Here is a 17,135-nt window from a genome sequence, read left to right on the forward strand (position 1 = left end):
CGGTTCGGGCCGGCTGGCCCTCGCCCCCCGTGAGACCACAGGGGGCGTATCCTGAGAGGCTAGGAGCATCACAACCCGGTACAGGCTGTACCCCCTCGTTTCGCTCCGGCACGTAAAAGCGTGTATGAACGCTCCCGGGGGTGACACGCGAGCGCACGGGGCTTGCGCCTGCCGCCCGACGCCTGCGGCACGAACCGTTATCCGCCTCCCGGGAGAGGGAGCAACCATGCCACCAGCGACCTTCGACATCGGCGGCGCCCTGACGGTGACCCGGCTCGGCTTCGGCGCGATGCGCCTCTGCGGCCCCGACATCATCGGCGCGCCCGACGACGAGGCCAACGCCCGACAGGTGCTCCGCGACGCCGTCGACGCCGGCGTCGACTTCATCGACACCGCCGACTCCTACGGCCCCGGCACCAGCGAACGGCTCATCGGCGAGACGCTCGCGCTCGACGGCCCCGTCGACGACGGCCGCGAGCGCGTCGACGCCGGGGACGTGGTGGTCGCGACGAAGGCCGGCCTGCTCCGCAACGCCGGCGGCGAGTGGCTCCGCCACGGGAAGCCCGACTACATCCGCAACCAGGTGCTGGCCTCCCGGGACCGCCTCCGGGTCGACACCATCGACCTCTACCAGTACCACGCACCCGACGAGGACACACCCTTCGAGGACGCCGTCGCGACGTTCGGCGAACTGAAGGACGAGGGCTTCGTCGAGCACGTCGGCCTCTCGAACGTCTCCGTCGAGCAACTGGAGACCGCCCGCGACCACGTCGAGGTCGCCACCGTCCAGAACCAGTACAACGTGACGAACCGGGGGAACGAGGACGTCCTGCAGGCCTGCGAGGAGTACGACATCGGCTTCATCCCGTACTTCCCGGTCGGCGCGGGCAACCTGAACGCCATCGCCGACACGGTCGACCCCATCTGTGAGGCCCACGACGCGACGCGCTACCAGGTCGCGCTGGCGTGGCTCCTCCACCACTCCGACGTGACCCTGCCCATCCCGGGGACGAGCGACCGCGACCACCTCGCCGAGAACGTCGCCGCCGCCGACCTCGAACTCACCGAGGCGGAGGTGGCCGAACTGACCGACGCCGCCTGACGATGTACGAACTCCCGCTGGGCGATGGCACCGTACGGTTCGACCTGCCCGACTGCGAGGTGGACGTGGCCGAACCGCCGGGTGCCGACGTGGTCGACGTGCCCGAAGCCGCCCGCGAGGCCGTCGAGAACCCCCACGGCCCCCGGCTCTCGCAACTGGTCGATGCCGACGACCTGGTCTGCATCGTCGTGACGGACGTGACCCGCGCCACACCGGACGACCTGCTGCTGGAGGCGCTGTTCGACGAACTCGGGCGCGCGGGCATCCCTCCCGCACAGGTCCGCGTCCTCGTCGGGCTCGGGCTCCACCGCCCGATGACCGACGGCGAGCTGGAGGCGGGACTCGGTGAGTACGCCGACCGCGCGGTGAACCACGACCCGGACGACTGCGTGCAGGTCGGGACGGTGGACGGCACCCCCGTCGAGGTCCACCCCTCGGTCGCACACGCCGACTCGGTCGTCTCGACGGGGATGGTCGAGCCCCACCAGTACGCGGGCTTCTCCGGTGGCGCCAAGACCGTCGCCATCGGCGCCGGCAGCGAGTCGTTCATCCGGTACACCCACGGGCCCGAGATGCTGGGGCGCGAGGGGGTCCGGCTCGGACGCATCGAGGACAACCCGTTCCGCGAGGCCGTCGACCGGGCCGGCGACGAGATCGGCCTCGACTTCTGCCTGAACGTCACGCACGGTCCGTCGGGCATCCTGGGGGCTGCAGCGGGCCAGCCCCGACAGGTCGTCCGGGACCTCGCCGAGACGGCACGCGAGGCGCTCTCCGTCGCGGTCGACGACGGCTACGACGCCGTGGTGGCCGGGGTCGGCGCGCCGAAGGACGCCAACCTCTACCAGACGACCCGCGCGTTCACCTACGTCACGCTGGGCGCGAAGAACCCGCTGGCCGGCGGGGACGGGCGCGGTCGCGTCGTGGTCCCGGCGGCACTCTCCGAGGGTGCTGGTGAGGGGACCGGTGAGCGACGCTTCCACGAGCGGCTTTCGACCGCCGATTCCGCCGACGCGCTCTACGAGTCGATGGCCGAGGGGTACGAACCGGGCGCCCAGCGCGCGTTCGTGGTCGCGCGGGCGCTCCGCGACCACGACTGCTACGTGACCGACTCGATGGCTCCAGCGGTCGTGGAGGCGTGTCTGATGCACGCCGCGGACTCGGTTCCGGACGCCATCGAGCCAGGGAGCCGGGTGCTGGTTGTCCCCGATGCGCTGGATACGCTGCTGGGCTGAGTCTCACGGTCGCGAGAGGCCTGGAGGGCAGGCCAGCCCGCGGGACCAGTCGGCATCCCGGTGTTCCCCACCGCGCAGGTGCGCACCCCCAGTCCCCCGTAATCGGGCGAGCCCGGAAGCCACGGTGACCTGTCCGTGGCGCCACGCGGCCCCGGACTCCCATCTCCGCCGAGCTATCGAGTATGCACCGGTAGGGTATGTCCCGGACCCAGGTCAACGAATGGAGTCCGGGACTGTCCCGGAGGTCGAAACAACAGGGCGTCAGCAGTGCCGGGAGCCGGCGTCCGGCGCGTACTCCGCCAGCGGTACCGAGCCCTCGGCCAGGGATTCGAACCAGTCGGTCGCCCACTCGCGGAGCTGGTCGTCGGTCGAGTGGAGACACGCGCGGAGGTCCCCCCGCGAGCCGTAGCTCTTCAGGAACACCTCACCGTCGACCAGTGCCAGCCCGCCCTCGATCGGGCCCTGGACCACGTGGATGGTCACGTTCTCGCTCCGCTTCGCGAGCGCCATCGTCTCCGGATACGCCTCGAGGGCGCGCTGGGCGATGGACTCGTCGTAGACGAGTTCGATGGCCGTCCCCGCCTCGACGGTCGGTTCGAACGAGTCGATCAGCCGCCGCGTGAGAACCGGCGTGAAGCCGCGGAAGCAGTCAGCATCGTCGGGGAGCCGCTCGAAGAAGAACGTCTCGGCGGCCTGGGGCTCGGTCGGCGTGGCGACACGCACCTCCCCCTCGAAGGGGAAGGGGAGTTCGTCGGCGAGCGGGAAGGCGGCGAGGAACTCGCTGAACCGGTCGCCGTGGTCGACTGCCGTCGCGAGGTCCTCGTACCGCTCGTGTACCTGACGGCCGGCGGCGGTCAGAGCGTACCGCTCGTCGGGTTTCCGGACCCAGCCGTACTCCTCGAACCCCGAGAGGGCGCGGTGGATGGCGGTCCGTGAGGCGTCGGTCCGCTCGCGGAGCTCGCAGGGCCGACACGGCGCCTCCGCGAGCGCCCGCAACACGGCGACACGGCCCTCGGACCCGGTCAGGAAGGCGATGCCCTCACGAGCGTCCATGTCAGGTGCTCCCGAGGGGGTACGGAAAACGGTTCTGGCTAGCTGCCTGATCGTTCAGGTCGACCCACCGTCACCCCGCCGAGCCGCCTCGAGCCAGTCGTCGAAGGCGGCGGCACGCTGGGCTCGGTCCGGGCGCGTCGCGACCCGGCCGTGGACCTGTTCGAGGAGCCCCAGCTCGGCGAGGAGGCTCCGGGTCTCATCGCTGGACCGGTCGAGACTCCGCGCGACTGCCCGCAGACTCCCCCCCTCGACCACGGCCGCCCGGAGGTCCTCGACCGTCACGTCCGCCGGGAGCGGTTCGGCCGCCGGGTCGGATGGCGCGGTGTCCGTCTCCGGGTCCGCGGATCCCCCTGCGGGACCACCCGGAGCCTCCGCCCCTCGACTGGCGGCGGCCCCGGACCCGTCGGCTATCGTCTGTTCGTCGGCCGCGGCCTCCCCGGAGTCCGGTACGCCGTCCCCAGCCCCACCACCAGCGGCACCCGTCGGCTCGGCGGCATCGCTGGCTGCCTCCGATTCGTCCTCGTCGGCGGTCCCGCCGTCACCGCTATCGGGGTCGTGGATGCCGACCTTCATCATGTTGCGCCGGACGGTCTGGGCCGTCACGTCTACCCCGAGCGCCTCGGTCATCGAGGCGAACGAGTCGTACGCCTCGTAGGCCGCCCGGAGGGCCGGCTCGTGCTGGTAGAGGGGTTCCTCCGGTCGCTCGTGGGCGGCAAGCCGGTGGACGGTCAGTGCGGCCGCCGAATCGAAGCCGGCCGAGCATCCGGATTCGGCACAGGGGAACTCCGCGTCGGCGGTGCCCCCGGTGGCGTCCCCTGCGGCACTTCCACCGGCCTCATCGGGCTGGGCTGTCCCCGATCCCGGCGCCGTTCCCGGCGAGGATGGGGACGACTCCGCCGTCGACGCCGCCTGCGGCTCGCTGTCCGCACCGAGGTCCTCGGGCGGATGTGACTCGCCGAAGCGAACCTCCGGTGCGTCCGCGTCCGCCGGAACCGCGATCCGCAGATCGACCACCAGTGGCTCCGCGTCGGCTGTCTCGTCCGGTGTCACCGCGGCGACCTCGATCCCCTGCGACTCGAGCTCCGACAGAACCGTCCCAAGGCGGCGGTATGCATCGGCGATTGTCATGTGTCCCCCTACTGCGAGAGGGAGGTGTTCGCGCTGATAAGGTTTCTGGCCACCGCAATCGATATCGGGGGAGTACGCCGCCCCGGGCGTAAACAGCGTGCCCATGTGCGGCAGGTCAGTCGTCGCTCTCGACGAGTGCGCCGTCTTCCTCCCCGGCGTCGGAGTCGTCGATGGCGTCCAGCACCCGCCGGTGGAACTCCTGGAGGACCGCCGACTCGTCCTCCGCGAGGACCACGTCGCTGGCCATCAGGGTCGCGAGGCCGAACGCGCGTGGGGTCGGCGTCTCGACCGTGTGGCGGGCCACCTCGATATCGCCCGACTGGATGTCACGGAGGACGTCCTCGATACCGACCAGGTTGAGCTTGTCCTCCAGGATCTCGCGGTAGGTCTCCTCGATGACCGCGAACTCGTCGAGGTCCTGTGCGAACGACAGCAGCATCTCGCTGGAGACCTGTTGCTCGGCCGCCGACTTCTCGTACCCCTTGTACCGCTTGAGGATCATCAGCGAGCGGGTCGCGTTGATGCGGAAGTAGCGCTTGAGGAGGTCGGTCCCGTCGAGCGCCGCGCGGAGGTCCGCACGGGCCTCGCCCGGTTCGATGGACTCGAGCACGCCCGTCACGTCGACCTTCCGGTTGAGCGGCATCGAGAGCGTGAACCCGTGGTCGGCGACGGCGACCTGCACGTTGGCGTTGGCCGCCTGCGCACAGCGGTAGGCCAGCAGCCGGGAGAAGCCGTCGTTGAACCGGCGCCCGTAGTTCGAGTGGATGTAGTAGTGGCGCTCGTACTCGTCGTGGTCCAGTTCCTCCTCGACGACGAGCCGCCCGTCGGTGGCGACGCTGTCTGCCCCCGCGTAGCGGACCTGTTCGTCGAACATCCGGGTCACCGCGCGCACCGAGTGCTCGTCGAGCGGGAACTCCCGGAGCCAGGTCCGGACCGCTGGCGGGCCGCCCTCGCCGAGTCGTTCGAGCAGGTCGCGCTGGAACGACAGGATCTCCCGCCCGAGGTCGTACGAGAGCGGGAGCCGCTCGGAGAACCACGACGGCACCGTGGGGCGGGCACTGGTGGGGTCGACGTACACCTTCGACCCACGGCGGTAGCGGTACTCGTAGTTCGACCCGCCGAGGACGAACACGTCGCCGGATTCGAGCGTGTCGAGGTAGGACTCGTCGAGTTGCCCCACCCACTCGTCGCCGCCGCGGACGAACACGTCGCAGGTGAACGAGTCCGGGATGGTCCCGATGTTGGTCATGTAGATGACCCGGGCCATCCGGCCGCGCTTCCCCACCAGCGGTGTCCCGGGTGCGTACGCCTCGTAGTGATGCTCGCCGCCCGGCGCGTCGTTGGTGTCGCGCCACACCTTCGCGTAGACGTTCTTCTCCTCCAGTCCCTCGTAGTCCGCCGTGAGGTAGCGGAACAGCTGCTCGAACGCCTCGTCCGAGACGTTCCGGTACGGGTACGCGCTCGTCAGTATCTCGCGGACCTCCGCCTCCGGGCGGGGTCCGTTGATGGCCATCCCGTACACCTGCTGGGCAGCCACGTCCTGGGCGTTCTCCGGGACGAACACCCTGTCCACGAACCCCTCCTCGGCCTTCTTGAGCATCACCGCACACTCGACGAGCTCGTCGCGGTCGAGCGCCACGACCCGGCCCGTGACGGTCTGGCCGAGCTGGTGGCCCGCGCGGCCGACGCGCTGGAGGAGCGAGGCGACCGATTTGGGCGACCCGACCTGCACCACCAGGTCGATGTGGGGCATGTCGATGCCGAGTTCGAGCGAGGTGCTCGTCGTCACGACCTCGACGTCGCCGGACTTGAGCAGCCCCTCGACGCGCTCGCGCTCCTCCTTCGAGAGCGAGCCGTGGTGACAGCCGGAGTTGGTCTCGTCGTAGCCGTCGTAGTTCTCGCGGAGGGTGTGGAGGACGCGCTCGGCGCCCGACCGCGTGTTCGTGAAGACGAGCGTGTTCGTCGCGCCCTGGATCCACTCGTGGAGCCGGTCGTAGAACCGCTCGTTGACGACCGACGGGTGCGTGTCGATGAGGTCGTCCGTGGGGCAGTGCAACTCGATGTCGAAGTCCCGGACGAACCGCGCGTCGACGATCTCGTAGTCGCGGAACTCGGGCTCGCGGCCCTCCGCTCCGTCTCCGTCCCTGTCACCCGCCGCGTCGGGGTCGCCGGGCGTCTCGCACCCCACCAGGAACTCCGCCATCTTCGAGAGCGGCTCGACCGTCGCCGAGCAGCCGATGCGGGTCGGTGACTGCTCGGCCATCGCCTCCAGTCGCTCCAGCGAGACGGCCATGTGGGTCCCGCGCTTGTTGTCGGCCAGCGAGTGGATCTCGTCGACGATGACGTACTCGACGGTCTCCAGTTTCCGCTTGAACTTCGGCGAGTTCAGCAGGATGGCCAGGGTCTCCGGCGTCGTGTTGAGGATGTGCGGCGTCGTCGAAAGCATCGCCTGCCGGTCGCTGTCGCTCGTGTCACCGTGCCGGATGGCGTGGCGGACCTCGGCGTCGTGGCCGTTCGCCGCGAGCTTCTCGGAGATGGCGTCGATGGGCTCGGCGAGGTTCCGGTGGATGTCGTTGGCGAGCGATTTCAGCGGCGAGATGTAGAGGCAGTAGACGCTGTTGTCGAGGTCGTCGGCCTTCGCGCGGCGGAAGAGGTCGTTGTAGATGGCGGCGAAGCTGGCCATCGTCTTCCCGCTCCCGGTCGGGGCACAGACCAGCGCGTTCTCGCCCTCGTCGACGAGAGGGATGGCCCCCTTCTGCGGCGGCGTGAAGAACCCGCCGTTGCCGGGGACGTACTCGCCGAAGGTCTCGACCCACCACTCCCGGACCTCCGGCTCCAGCCGCGCCAGCGTGTCCGCGTCGTCGATGTCGACGGTCGCCGGGTCGAACGGGAGGTCGTCGTGACACGCGCGCAGCAGCTCGCGACCCGCGGCCGTCAGCTCGTCGCCGTGGCTCCCCATCCGTGACTCGACCGAGGGCCGGCAGGATGTTAAGCGGTCGCCTACCGGGGCGGAACTGGTCCCTCCCGGGCGAGGGACACTCCCGGTGGCCCGGCTGTTCGGGGCCGGATTCAAGAGCCTCCGCCGTGGGACACCCGGCATGACCCACGCCGAACGGGCCTCGCGCTGGGCGCGCCGGTTCGTCCTCGCCGGCGCCGCCTGGCTGGTCGTCTGGCAGGTCGCGGAGCTGGCCGGGACCACCCGCCGGGCGGCCGTCACGCTCGGGCTGCTGGGATTCGTGCTCCACACCGTCTTCGGGAAGGCGTACGCGCTGGTGCCGCCGTACTTCGACCGCGACCTCGCGACGACGCGGCTCATGCCGGTCCACCTCGCCTGCTCGCTGGGTGGCACGCTACTCCTCGGGGCTGCGGCGTCCGGGGTGGGCCGTGCGCTCCTCCCGAGTGCCACCGCCGACCTGCTGGCGCTCGCGGGGGCCGTCCTCTGGACCGCCGGGGTGGCGCTCTTCCTCGGGACGCTGGGCTGGACCGTCCGCGGGAACCTCCTCGGCGGCGAGACCGGGACCGGCGACGCGAACGCCGAGCGTCGCCCCGTCGACCGGGCGGCGAACCTCGCGATACCCGTGGCGCTGGCCTACCTGGCCGTGGGCTCGTACGCGCTGCTGGCCGGGCACACGCCCCTTCCGACCCTGCTGGACGGCTACCCACCGCGCGCCTCGCACCTGCTCGGTGCGGGGTTCGCGACGCTCACGCTGTTCGCCGTCGGGTTCCGGCTCCTCCCGCGCTTCCTCGTCGCCCATCCGCCGCGCGCGCTCGTCGCGGTCGTCCTGCCCGCCGGCGCGCTCGGGCCCGCGCTGCTCGCCGTCGGGCTTCCGGCTGGGCCCGTCTTCCGGCTGGGAGCCACCGCCGAGGCCGTCGCCGTCGTCGGGTTCGCGGTCGCCTTCGCCGTGACACTCGTGCGGTCGGACCGGCATCGGGTCGGACTCGACGCCGTCCTCGGGAGCGTGGCGCTCGGCTCGGTGGCCGCGTTCCTCGGCCTCACCTTCGCGGTCCAGCCGCCGACGGCCGACCTCGTGACGGCCCACCGGCGGCTGAACCTGCTCGGCTTCCTCGGCCTCGCGATCATCGGAGCGAGCTACCAGTTCTATCCTCCCTCGGTCGGGAGCTTCCGGGGGGCGAACGACAGGACCGCCGTGGCCGTCGTCGTCCTCGTCGCGGGCGGCCTCCTCGTCGAGACGGCCGGGCTGCTCGGTGGGCGGTCCCTCGTGACGGGCGGGCGACTCGCCGCGACGGTCGGTGCCGCCGTCCATCTCGGATTGCTGGTCGCCCTGTTCCGGGACCGCTTCGGCTGAGGGTGGCGCCGGTCGCTCCGAAACCCACTAACCCGCCCGCCGCGCAGGCCCGCCAATGACCGATGGGATAGACGACCCCGAGGACGTGCTGGGGCGCTACGAGGGGCTCGTGGACGACGTCGAGGCGTTCCGCGAGGCCTGCGCCCGACCGCTCCCGGCGGTCGTCCGGGTGAACGAGATCAAGGCCACGCCCGACGAGGTCCGGGCCGGCTTCGAGGAGGAGGGCATCTCGTACGACACCGTCGACTGGCACGACGGCCTCCTCCGGCTCCCCGACGGCGACCCCGGCCACTCGTGGGCGTACGTCCACGGCTGGGTGTACGGCCAGGAGGAGGTCTCGGCGGTGCCGGCGCTGGTCCTGGACCCGGAGCCGGGCGAGCGCGTGTTCGACCCCTGCGCGGCGCCCGGGAGCAAGACCACCCAGCTGGCGGCGCTGATGAACGACACCGGCCTGCTGGTCGCGAACGACTCGAACCTCGGGCGGCTGTCGGCGCTCCGGTCGAACGCCGAACGGTGCGGTGTCTCGAACGTCGTGGTCACCAAATCCGACGCCCGGAACTTCTCGCTGAAGCCGTTCTCCGACGACGAAGAGCCGTTCGACCGCGTCCTCGTCGACGTGCCCTGCTCGTGCGAGGGGACCATCCGGAAGAACCCGGACGCCCTGGCCGACTGGACCGAGGACCACGTCCACGGCGTCGCCGGCGTCCAGAAGGGCATCCTCGAGCGCGCCATCGAGGTGACGAAGCCGGGCGGCACGGTCGTCTACTCCACCTGCACCTTCGCGCCCGAGGAGAACGAGGCCGTCCTCGACCACGCGCTCGGGAACTCGGCGTGCGACCTCGTCGAGTTCGACCTCCCCCTGGAGTCGCGCCCCGGCGTCACCCAGTGGCAGGGCGAGTCGTACGACCCCGCGGTCGAGCGGGCCCGGCGCATCTACCCGCACCACAACGACACGGGCGGGTTCTTCTGCGCGAAACTGGAGGTGACGGCATGAGCGACGACGCGGCGGACGGTGGCGGTGGGGCGGACGACGCCTCGGCAGAGAACCAGCCCCACCGGTTCGACCGCCTGCCCGCGACCGCCGAGGAGCGAGACGTGCCCGAGCGCGCGACCCGGGAGGGCGTCGTCGAGTTCTGGCACGACCGCTACGGCGTCGACCCGTCGGTCTGGGACGGCTACACCTTCTGGGAGAAGGGCGCGGGCAAGGTGTGGGCGTTCGCGGGCGACCTGCCCTCGCCGGTCGAGGTGGAGGCGATGGGGATGACGTTCCTCCGGACCGGTGGCGAGCACTGGAAGCCGACGACCGACGCCGTCCAGCGGTTCGGCCGTCACGCGACGGCCGACGACACCGTCATCGACCTCTCGCGGGAGCGTGCCGCGCGGTTCCTCGCCGGCGAGGACCAGGAACTCGACTGGGACGGCGACTGGGGCTACCTGATCGTTCGCCACGAGTACGGAGGGCGCCCGGAGCCCGTCGGTGTCGGCCTCTTCGTGCACGGCGAGCTGCGCTCGCAGGTGCCGAAGGGACGGCGCCGGGAGCTGTGAGGCCCCGATACGACATCGGAGCAACGTTCGACACGCCCCCACCACGAACGGCCACATCTCCGGTCGAATCATCGACGAACAGCCGTGTATTTCAACCCACCTAGCTGGAACGTGGAATCCGTTTCCTTCCGTCGATCCGTGGGTTCGTGTGATGCAACACGACCGTTCGTCCGCCACTCTCGACTGGAGACCTGCGCCCGAGACGCGGTGGCCATCACGGTGTGGCGCCGTGGAGGGCGTCGCAGGATGACCCCGCCCGATAGCTCGGCCGGAGCCACCCCGGATGCCCGGGGCCCGGGCGGTCCACAGTCGGATGTCTGCTGGCGCTGCCGGGACGCCCCGGACCGGCTCCGCGAGGTCGACCACCCGGACCCGGCCATCGATCGCCGGGTCAGGGTCTGTGCGACGGGCTGCTGGCTCCCCGAGTCGGCCACCTACTGCTGTCACGGCTGCGGCGATGACGTGTCCCGCGAGCGGACCCGCCTCGTCCGGGCGTCGACCCGGGCGGACCTGGTGCCCGAGTGCCTGCGCTGCAACCGGGCCGTCGTCACGGGGGACTGAGCCCGGCCAGCGGTTCGGTCCGAGCATCGATTCGTCGCGCGTGCGCATCGAGCCTCGAACGTCCCACGGGGGGCCGTCACCGCTTCCGAACGCGCATCCGCACCGGGTCCGCCGGTCGCATCGTGACCGCCATGTCGAGTTCGGGCTCCGGGTCCGACAGCAGGTCGAGGTCGACCCGCTGGAGGAGCGTCGGCAGCGCCGTCTTCAGTTCCAGCATCGCGAAGCGCATCCCGATGCAGTGCCGTGGGCCGCCACCGAACGGGAAGTAGGCGTAGTCCGGCAGTTCCTCCTCGAGACCGTCGGTCCAGCGGTCCGGGTCGAAGGTCATCGGGTCGTCGTACCACCGCTCGTCGGTGTGGATGTGGAACTGCGGGAGCGTGAGCTTCGTCCCCTCGGGGATCCGGTAGCCCCCCAGTTCGACGTCCTCGCGGGCCTCCCGGAAGATGATGAACGCCGGGGGGTAGCGCCGCAACGATTCCTGGATGACGCGGTCCGTGTACTCCAGCTGTGGCACCTGCGCGGGGTCCGGCGCCGACCCCGCCAGCAGGCTCGCGTACTCCTCGTCCAGCCGTGCCCGAACCTCCTCGTGCTTGGCCACCTCCAGCAGCGTGAACGTGAGCGCGAGCGATGTGGTCTCGTGGCCCGCGAACAGGAACGTCGCCATCTGGTCGCGCAGCTCCACGTGGGACATGGTGTCGCCGGTATCGTCCTCGGCGGTCAGCAGGAGCGAGAGGATGTCGTCGTACTCGTCGGCCCGCCCGCGGCGCTCGTCGATCAGGGCACCCACGAACTCACGGAACTCGGAGAGGACCCGTCTGTACCGCCGGTTCTCGGGCGTCGGAACCCAGACCGGCAGGAAGGTCGAGACCCCGTCGAGACTGCCGCGGTCGTTGATGGTGGTGGCGAACTCCCGCACCAGGTCGGCCTCCCGGCCGAGGTCGATGTCGAACAGCGAGTGTGCGAGCACCTGGAGCGTCAGCCGGGAGAGCTCGTCGTCGATGGACACGACCTCGCCGTCGTCCCATCCCTCGACCATCCGACGGGTGTAGTCCGCCATCGCCTCGCCGTACCCCTGGACGCGGTCCATGGTGAAGGCGTTCTGGACCGCCGTCCGCTGCCGGCGCCACTGCTCGCCCTCCGTCAGGAGCAGGCCCTCGCTGGCGAACTCGCCGCCCAGATCCTCGAACCCGTACTTGCCGAACCGCTCGTGGTCGGTCAGGAGGACCCGCTCGACGAGGTCCGGATGGAGGACGGTACAGAACTCCAGCCGCGGGATGCTGTAGCTCACGACGTCGCCGTACTCGCTCATCTCCCGGTAGAACGCCCGCGGGTCCCGGACCAGCGAGAGCGCGTTTCCGAGCAGGGGGAGGCCGTCCGGTCCCGGCGGTGTCTCCGCCGGGAGCGTCGACCCCTCGCCGCCACCGGGTGCGCGGCCCTCGGCCTCGGCGTCACCGGCCCGTTCTCGAACGCGTGGGCGTGGTCGTGACATGAGTGATGATAGTGGTGCCGTGGCGACGGTCGTTATCCCGAAGTGCCTAGCACCATTATGTGTAGAGACGAGCCAGGGGTGACCGTGGATGCGCTACCTGCACGCGCGCCTCGACCAGCCGGAGTGGATGCGACACCCGATGCAGCGGTTCCTGGCGCGTTCGGACGCGATGGAGCGGGTGGAACTGCACGCCTGGAACCTCTCGCGGGAGGACGTGCAGTTCGCGCTGTTCTACATGGTCGGCGACATCGACGCCTACCGCGAGCGCATCGACGAGGTCGAGCCCGTCCGGGAGTACGAACTGACGCCGGTCGACGAGGAGCACTTCTACTCGTACGTCTGCCAGACGTACACCGACGCCGACGAGGCGTTCTTCGACGCCTTCGCCGCCCTGCGGCTGGTGGTGGTGCCGCCGCTGGTGTACGACGGGAGGGGCCGGCTGACGCTGACGAGCGTCGGGGCCGGTGACGCGCTGACGGAACTGGTTGCGACGCTCCGGGACAGCGCCGATATCGGCGTCGAGGTCCTGGAGATCGGCGAGTACGACCGTCGACACGGGACCGTCGCGGCCGGACTGACCGACCGGCAGTTCGAGGCCGTCGAGACGGCGACGAGCCTGGGCTACTACACGACGCCGCGGGAGGCGGCACTGGCCGACGTGGCCGATGAACTCGGCATCGCGGAGGCGACGGCCTCGGAGCTGCTGCGCCGGGCCGAGTCACGGGTGATGGAGCGGGTCGTCGGGACCTGAACCACCCTGTGGCTCAGTTCCGTCCGACTCCCGTCCCCTGTCCTCCCTCGTCCTCCCCACCCGCCTCGAACTCCCCGAGGGCACCCTGCACGGAATCGCTCGCTCGCGTGCTCAGGAGCAGGTACGCCGCGCCGGTCGCGGTGGCGCCCGTCACCCGGCGGGCGAGCCAGCGCCGCAGGCGGAACCGCGAGGAGAGGCCGACCGCGTTGCGCCAGGCGCTGGCCCGGCACTCGTCGATGGTGAAGATGGCGAGGCGCTCGTCGGCCCGGCCCAGCGACTCATCGACCGCCACGAGGCCGGGTGCCTCGCTCGCCAGCAGGTCCTGGATGTCGTCGACGATGGTCCGGAGCACCTCGGTCACGTCGCAATGGTCGGCGTACCGGGCCGTCCGGTCCCGCTCGATACCCGCATCGACCAGCGCGAACGCGAGGTCGTAGTTGATGTGGGCGTTCACACCCAGCAGGGCGTCCTGGGCGACCAGCGAGTCCGGCTCCGCGGCGGAGTCGAAGGCGAGTTGCCAGGGGTCCGCGACGGCGGACAGGGCGCCCCGCTCGTAGTTGTGGCACGCCTGCCGGTAGCGGTTGGCGAAGGCGACGAGGTAGGTGGCGACCCACTCGGGGTCCTCGAACTCGCCGCGCTCGATGCGCGCCGCGACCGCCTCGGTCGTCCGGGCGTACACCGTGAGGAACACCGCGCGGTCGTCCCCTCGGTCGGCGAACTCGCGCCGCAGCGCGTCGAGTCGGTCGCGGGCCTCCTCGACCGAGCCGTACGGCGCTGCCAGTAATGACAGGATCTCCGGGTCACCCCCCGCCCGCCGGCGCGCCGTCGGCCGCCCCCGACGGAGTCGCCGCCCGACGGCGGTGGCCTCCTTCCGCCAGGACCGACGTGGCCCACGAGCCCGGCTCATGGGATCTCTACCACACCGGAGACAATAACTCTCACCCGCTGGTGACCGGATGGCGCCGGATCGGCACGAGATGGATACAACGGAGATGTCGTGTGGTCCGGGTTTCAATTCCGGATGTTATCGATCCGATCCCGAGATTATCCACATCCTTCCGCATCACTGGCGCGTTCCGCACCCTCCGACCGCCGTCACTTCTCTCGGACCGTCCCGCCGGACAGCCCCTCCCACTCGACGCGATAGCCCAGTCTGGAGAGGGCCGCGCTCGCGTCGTCCAGCCCGTACTCGTCGAGCACCGCCTCCACCTCGGCGAGGTCCATCCCCGGTTCGATGCGGTCGGCAAGTGCCTCCAGCACGGTGGGGCGGACGAGCGTCCGGCCGACCCGCTCGTGCCCGGGGAAGGCCTTCCGCTCGACCGCAGCCGCACCGACGCCGTGGCGCGCCGCGAGCGCCGCCAGCGTGACGACGTCGTCCTCGGGGACGAGTTCGTCCGGCAGGTCGGCCGCCGCGTCCGCCAGGAGGTCGTCCTCGTAGGCCCGGAGCGCGTCGACCACGTCCTTCACCCGGACGCTCCCCCGGTAGGGGATGGCGCCCTCGGTCAGTTCCGCGACCGCCTCGCCGACGCCGAGCGACTCGTCGACGGCGACCAGCATGGTCACGTCCTCCAGTGTCTCGAGTCGCGAGAGCTTCTTCTCCACGTACGCCGGCGTCCAGAAGCCCATGATCTCGAAGAAGACGCGGAAGTCCGCGTGGTGGTAGTCGAACGCGAAGTCCGGGATGACCACGTGCGCGCCGCTGGCGAGCGGTTCGGGCTCGCGGACGAGGTCCCAGTCGAGGTCGAGCGACGCGAAGCGAGTGGCGAAGTCGCGCTCGACACCCGAGTCGTACGTCGGCTCGGCGACCGGTTCGGTGCCGGGGACCGAGAGGTCATCGTCCGTGAGGACCAGCTCCCGCTCGGTCCCGCGGTCGTCGACGGTCGCCTCGAGCCGCCACGCCGGCGCCGTCGCGACGGTCCGCAGGAGCCGGGCGAACCGGGTGCCGTAGCGCCGCGAGCGGGAGAAGGGCGCGCTCGGGCCCGTGACCACGACCTCGCGGTCGCCCGGCCCCGCGTCCCGGTCGCCCGCCGCGACACGGCGGACCTCGTACATCAGCCGGAGCCGCTTGACCGCCGAGACGAGTTCCTTCGGCTCGGCCGAGCGGACCCGGACCTCCAGCGCGTCGAACAGGGCCGTCTGCGCGAGCGAGAGGTCGTACTGTGCGACGAGCGATTCCGGGTCGTAGCGCGGGTCGAACGCGGTGAGGACCTGGCGGGACTCGAGGTCGGCGTACAGCGAGTCGGCCACGTCATCGGGCGCAGCGTCGAGCCCCTCGGCCGCTCGCGCGAGGGCGGTCTCGCGTTCGGCCCCGGTGACGACGCCGACCGCCTCCGCGGCCTCGAAGGCGGCCGCCCGCGCCCGCCGTGGCTCAACCGCCGCCCGCGTCTCGAAGGCGGCCTCCCGCTCCAGCAGTTTGGCGAACCCCCGGACCAGCTTGAAATCGCTCGTGTCGCGCTCGAGGTCGGTCAGCGCCTCGTCCAGCGTCGCCCGCTCCTCGGCGACGTGGCCCTGGTACACGCCCAGCACGCGGGCCGCGAGGTCGCTCGCGTCGGGGTCGTCACCGACGAACTGGGGGTGGTACCCACCTCCAGCGCGCGAGACGCGGAGCAGGTCCTTCGTCAGCATCCGGTCGGGTGGTCGGCGAGCGGCCGGTTAAGCGCTCCGTCGCATGGTCGGCCGCCGTCCGTCGGGCCGAGACCCCCCTCGGCAGCGACCCCGATCGTGCTAGAGGTTTACAATCCCCCGGCTGGAGAGGCCGGCCATGAGCCCACACACGGTCTCGGTCGGTATCCCCCTCGCCGGGACGGTCCTCGGGATGGCGATCATGATCCTCGGCGTCCTGCAGGGCGGCATCAACGCGACGCTGCTGGTCGGGACGCTGGTGATGATGGGTGGGATCGGCTATCTGGCGCGCGACCTCATCATCCTCGAGGAGGAGACGGAGCCGGAGACACCCCACTGACGCCGTGGCGGGCGTGCTGAGAGGTGTGCTCCGGCGACACGCCCCCGGGAACCAGTTAAGTACCTGCGTTACGCTGTGCCACGACATGGACAGCGGAGGGTGGTCATGAGCCTCGACGGTGCGAGGCTCGACCTCGACCACGTCCGGCAGGCCGTCCACGACTCCCCGGCGGCGGAGGTCGCCACGGCGGCCGGAGATCGCCCGCGGACGTACCCATTGAGTCCGTTCTACGACGAGGAGCGCGAGGCCGTGGTCGTCACCTCGCCGCCCGCGTACGCCGGGAAGGTGGACACGGTCCGGGAGAACCCGAAGCTGTCGTTGCTGTTCTACGACGCCGACGAGCCGTTCGTCCTGTACGGCCGCGGGACCGTCCGCGACGACGACCTCGAGGCGAACGCCGAGTACGTACAGGACCTCATCCGCTCGGAGCCGCCCTCGGAGAAGCGCGAGGGGTTCACGAAGACCTCCTCGGTGCTCGACTCGCGCATCGGCCGGTTCCTCTTCGGCTGGTACGCCCTCCGGCTGGTCGTGGAGGTCGAACCGGTGCGGGTCGAGCCGCTCGGCGACGCGAGGCCAGGGTCGTTGCCCCCCTGGCCGGAACAGGGCATCGACACGACGGAGGCCGAGTCCTACGACCGGCTGGCGCTGACCGTCGTCGACGAGGACGGCTGGCCGACGACGCGGACGGTCCGTGGCGTCGAGCGCCAGGGAGCGGACACCCTCGCGCTGGAGACGCCGCTGCCGGTCACGGACGGACAGTCCGCCTGCCTCCTCTGTCACTGGCACACGCCGGACCTCTCGAAGCTCGGCCAGCGGCTGTTCCGGGGCCGCGTCTCGACCACCGACGGGGCCGACCGCGTCCGCTTCGAGCCCGGTAGCTCGACATCGATGCGGAACGCGACGCTCCTCGACCGCCTGAAGTTCATCTGGACGGGCAAGCGCCGGACGCGGGCGTACTTCCGGAGACAGGAGGAACCCGGCGCCTGAGTCCGACCGGGAGGGGCG

Annotated in this window: 15 protein-coding genes; 9 read left to right on the forward strand and 6 right to left on the reverse strand. The window is 70.9% G+C overall.

Translation table 11 applies throughout. The features are described 5' to 3' along the window. The first annotated feature begins 226 nt into the window (after nucleotides 1–226). On the forward strand, nucleotides 227–1,102 hold the full coding sequence (locus tag P2T62_RS12150; RefSeq protein WP_276257346.1) for an aldo/keto reductase: 876 nt from the start codon (nucleotides 227–229) through the stop codon (nucleotides 1,100–1,102). Nucleotides 1,103–1,104: 2 nt separating this feature from the next. Beyond that, nucleotides 1,105–2,334: a lactate racemase domain-containing protein gene (locus P2T62_RS12155; RefSeq protein WP_276257347.1), complete on the forward strand. Its 1,230-nt coding sequence runs from the start codon at nucleotides 1,105–1,107 to the stop codon at nucleotides 2,332–2,334. A gap of 261 nt (nucleotides 2,335–2,595) precedes the next feature. On the opposite strand, the gene P2T62_RS12160 is transcribed toward P2T62_RS12155, so the two are convergent. From P2T62_RS12160 to P2T62_RS12170, 3 genes are all read right to left on the reverse strand, one after another. Next, nucleotides 2,596–3,387 (reverse strand): helix-turn-helix transcriptional regulator, encoded by a 792-nt coding sequence (locus P2T62_RS12160; protein ID WP_276257348.1) that lies wholly within the window; start codon nucleotides 3,385–3,387, stop codon nucleotides 2,596–2,598. Nucleotides 3,388–3,441: 54 nt separating this feature from the next. Further along, nucleotides 3,442–4,515 (reverse strand): DUF8073 domain-containing protein, encoded by a 1,074-nt coding sequence (locus P2T62_RS12165; RefSeq protein ID WP_276257349.1) that lies wholly within the window; start codon nucleotides 4,513–4,515, stop codon nucleotides 3,442–3,444. 115 nt (nucleotides 4,516–4,630) lie between these two features. Continuing rightward, nucleotides 4,631–7,474: an ATP-dependent helicase gene (locus P2T62_RS12170; RefSeq protein WP_276257350.1), complete on the reverse strand. Its 2,844-nt coding sequence runs from the start codon at nucleotides 7,472–7,474 to the stop codon at nucleotides 4,631–4,633. 139 nt (nucleotides 7,475–7,613) lie between these two features. Here P2T62_RS12170 and P2T62_RS12175 point away from each other — a divergent pair, with 139 nt between their 5' ends. From P2T62_RS12175 to P2T62_RS12190, 4 genes are all read left to right on the forward strand, one after another. Further along, nucleotides 7,614–8,822 (forward strand): hypothetical protein, encoded by a 1,209-nt coding sequence (locus tag P2T62_RS12175; protein ID WP_276257351.1) that lies wholly within the window; start codon nucleotides 7,614–7,616, stop codon nucleotides 8,820–8,822. Nucleotides 8,823–8,877: 55 nt separating this feature from the next. Continuing rightward, nucleotides 8,878–9,816, forward strand: coding sequence for an RsmB/NOP family class I SAM-dependent RNA methyltransferase (locus tag P2T62_RS12180; RefSeq protein ID WP_276257352.1), 939 nt, complete (start codon nucleotides 8,878–8,880; stop codon nucleotides 9,814–9,816). Continuing rightward, complete coding sequence (locus P2T62_RS12185) at nucleotides 9,813–10,367, forward strand: DUF7122 family protein (RefSeq protein ID WP_276257353.1); 555 nt, start codon at nucleotides 9,813–9,815, stop codon at nucleotides 10,365–10,367. The genes P2T62_RS12180 and P2T62_RS12185 overlap by 4 nt, the downstream gene beginning before the upstream one ends. Before the next feature lie 246 nt (nucleotides 10,368–10,613). Continuing rightward, on the forward strand, nucleotides 10,614–10,928 hold the full coding sequence (locus tag P2T62_RS12190) for a hypothetical protein (protein WP_276257354.1): 315 nt from the start codon (nucleotides 10,614–10,616) through the stop codon (nucleotides 10,926–10,928). 76 nt (nucleotides 10,929–11,004) lie between these two features. Here the strand turns inward: P2T62_RS12190 and P2T62_RS12195 are convergent, their stop codons facing one another. Further along, nucleotides 11,005–12,417, reverse strand: coding sequence for a cytochrome P450 (locus P2T62_RS12195; RefSeq protein WP_276257355.1), 1,413 nt, complete (start codon nucleotides 12,415–12,417; stop codon nucleotides 11,005–11,007). A gap of 88 nt (nucleotides 12,418–12,505) precedes the next feature. On the opposite strand from P2T62_RS12195, the gene P2T62_RS12200 reads away from it, so the two are divergent. Next, nucleotides 12,506–13,168 (forward strand): helix-turn-helix domain-containing protein, encoded by a 663-nt coding sequence (locus P2T62_RS12200; protein ID WP_276257356.1) that lies wholly within the window; start codon nucleotides 12,506–12,508, stop codon nucleotides 13,166–13,168. A gap of 13 nt (nucleotides 13,169–13,181) precedes the next feature. Here P2T62_RS12200 and P2T62_RS12205 read toward each other — a convergent pair whose 3' ends face one another. Together P2T62_RS12205 and P2T62_RS12210 are read right to left on the reverse strand one after the other, a co-directional pair. Next, on the reverse strand, nucleotides 13,182–14,075 hold the full coding sequence (locus P2T62_RS12205) for a DUF5995 family protein (protein WP_276257357.1): 894 nt from the start codon (nucleotides 14,073–14,075) through the stop codon (nucleotides 13,182–13,184). A gap of 188 nt (nucleotides 14,076–14,263) precedes the next feature. Continuing rightward, entirely contained in the window at nucleotides 14,264–15,793 is a 1,530-nt protein-coding gene (locus P2T62_RS12210; protein ID WP_276257358.1) for a DUF790 family protein, read from the reverse strand. 136 nt (nucleotides 15,794–15,929) lie between these two features. On the opposite strand from P2T62_RS12210, the gene P2T62_RS12215 reads away from it, so the two are divergent. Beyond that, nucleotides 15,930–16,130, forward strand: coding sequence for a hypothetical protein (locus P2T62_RS12215; protein WP_276257359.1), 201 nt, complete (start codon nucleotides 15,930–15,932; stop codon nucleotides 16,128–16,130). Between the two features lie 105 nt (nucleotides 16,131–16,235). Further along, nucleotides 16,236–17,117 carry a pyridoxamine 5'-phosphate oxidase family protein gene (locus P2T62_RS12220; protein ID WP_276257360.1) on the forward strand — a complete coding sequence of 294 codons (882 nt, stop codon included), beginning with the start codon at nucleotides 16,236–16,238 and terminating at the stop codon, nucleotides 17,115–17,117. The last annotated feature ends 18 nt before the right edge of the window (nucleotides 17,118–17,135 follow it).

It is taken from the genome of Haloglomus litoreum (genome assembly GCF_029338515.1).
GTDB lineage: Archaea > Halobacteriota > Halobacteria > Halobacteriales > Haloarculaceae > Haloglomus > Haloglomus litoreum.

Bases quoted from the DNA above. Each gene is read 5' to 3' on its own strand.
- P2T62_RS12180 (WP_276257352.1), top strand. From the start codon at position 8,878: ATGACCGATGGGATAGACGACCCCGAGGACGTGCTGGGGCGCTACGAG.
- P2T62_RS12155 (WP_276257347.1), top strand. From the start codon at position 1,105: ATGTACGAACTCCCGCTGGGCGATGGCACCGTACGGTTCGACCTGCCC.
- P2T62_RS12150 (WP_276257346.1), top strand. From the start codon at position 227: ATGCCACCAGCGACCTTCGACATCGGCGGCGCCCTGACGGTGACCCGG.
- P2T62_RS12175 (WP_276257351.1), top strand. From the start codon at position 7,614: ATGACCCACGCCGAACGGGCCTCGCGCTGGGCGCGCCGGTTCGTCCTC.
- P2T62_RS12170 (WP_276257350.1), bottom strand. From the start codon at position 7,474: ATGGGGAGCCACGGCGACGAGCTGACGGCCGCGGGTCGCGAGCTGCTG.
- P2T62_RS12205 (WP_276257357.1), bottom strand. From the start codon at position 14,075: ATGAGCCGGGCTCGTGGGCCACGTCGGTCCTGGCGGAAGGAGGCCACC.
- P2T62_RS12195 (WP_276257355.1), bottom strand. From the start codon at position 12,417: ATGTCACGACCACGCCCACGCGTTCGAGAACGGGCCGGTGACGCCGAG.
- P2T62_RS12185 (WP_276257353.1), top strand. From the start codon at position 9,813: ATGAGCGACGACGCGGCGGACGGTGGCGGTGGGGCGGACGACGCCTCG.
- P2T62_RS12215 (WP_276257359.1), top strand. From the start codon at position 15,930: ATGAGCCCACACACGGTCTCGGTCGGTATCCCCCTCGCCGGGACGGTC.
- P2T62_RS12160 (WP_276257348.1), bottom strand. From the start codon at position 3,387: ATGGACGCTCGTGAGGGCATCGCCTTCCTGACCGGGTCCGAGGGCCGT.
- P2T62_RS12210 (WP_276257358.1), bottom strand. From the start codon at position 15,793: ATGCTGACGAAGGACCTGCTCCGCGTCTCGCGCGCTGGAGGTGGGTAC.
- P2T62_RS12165 (WP_276257349.1), bottom strand. From the start codon at position 4,515: ATGACAATCGCCGATGCATACCGCCGCCTTGGGACGGTTCTGTCGGAG.
- P2T62_RS12200 (WP_276257356.1), top strand. From the start codon at position 12,506: ATGCGCTACCTGCACGCGCGCCTCGACCAGCCGGAGTGGATGCGACAC.
- P2T62_RS12190 (WP_276257354.1), top strand. From the start codon at position 10,614: ATGACCCCGCCCGATAGCTCGGCCGGAGCCACCCCGGATGCCCGGGGC.
- P2T62_RS12220 (WP_276257360.1), top strand. From the start codon at position 16,236: ATGAGCCTCGACGGTGCGAGGCTCGACCTCGACCACGTCCGGCAGGCC.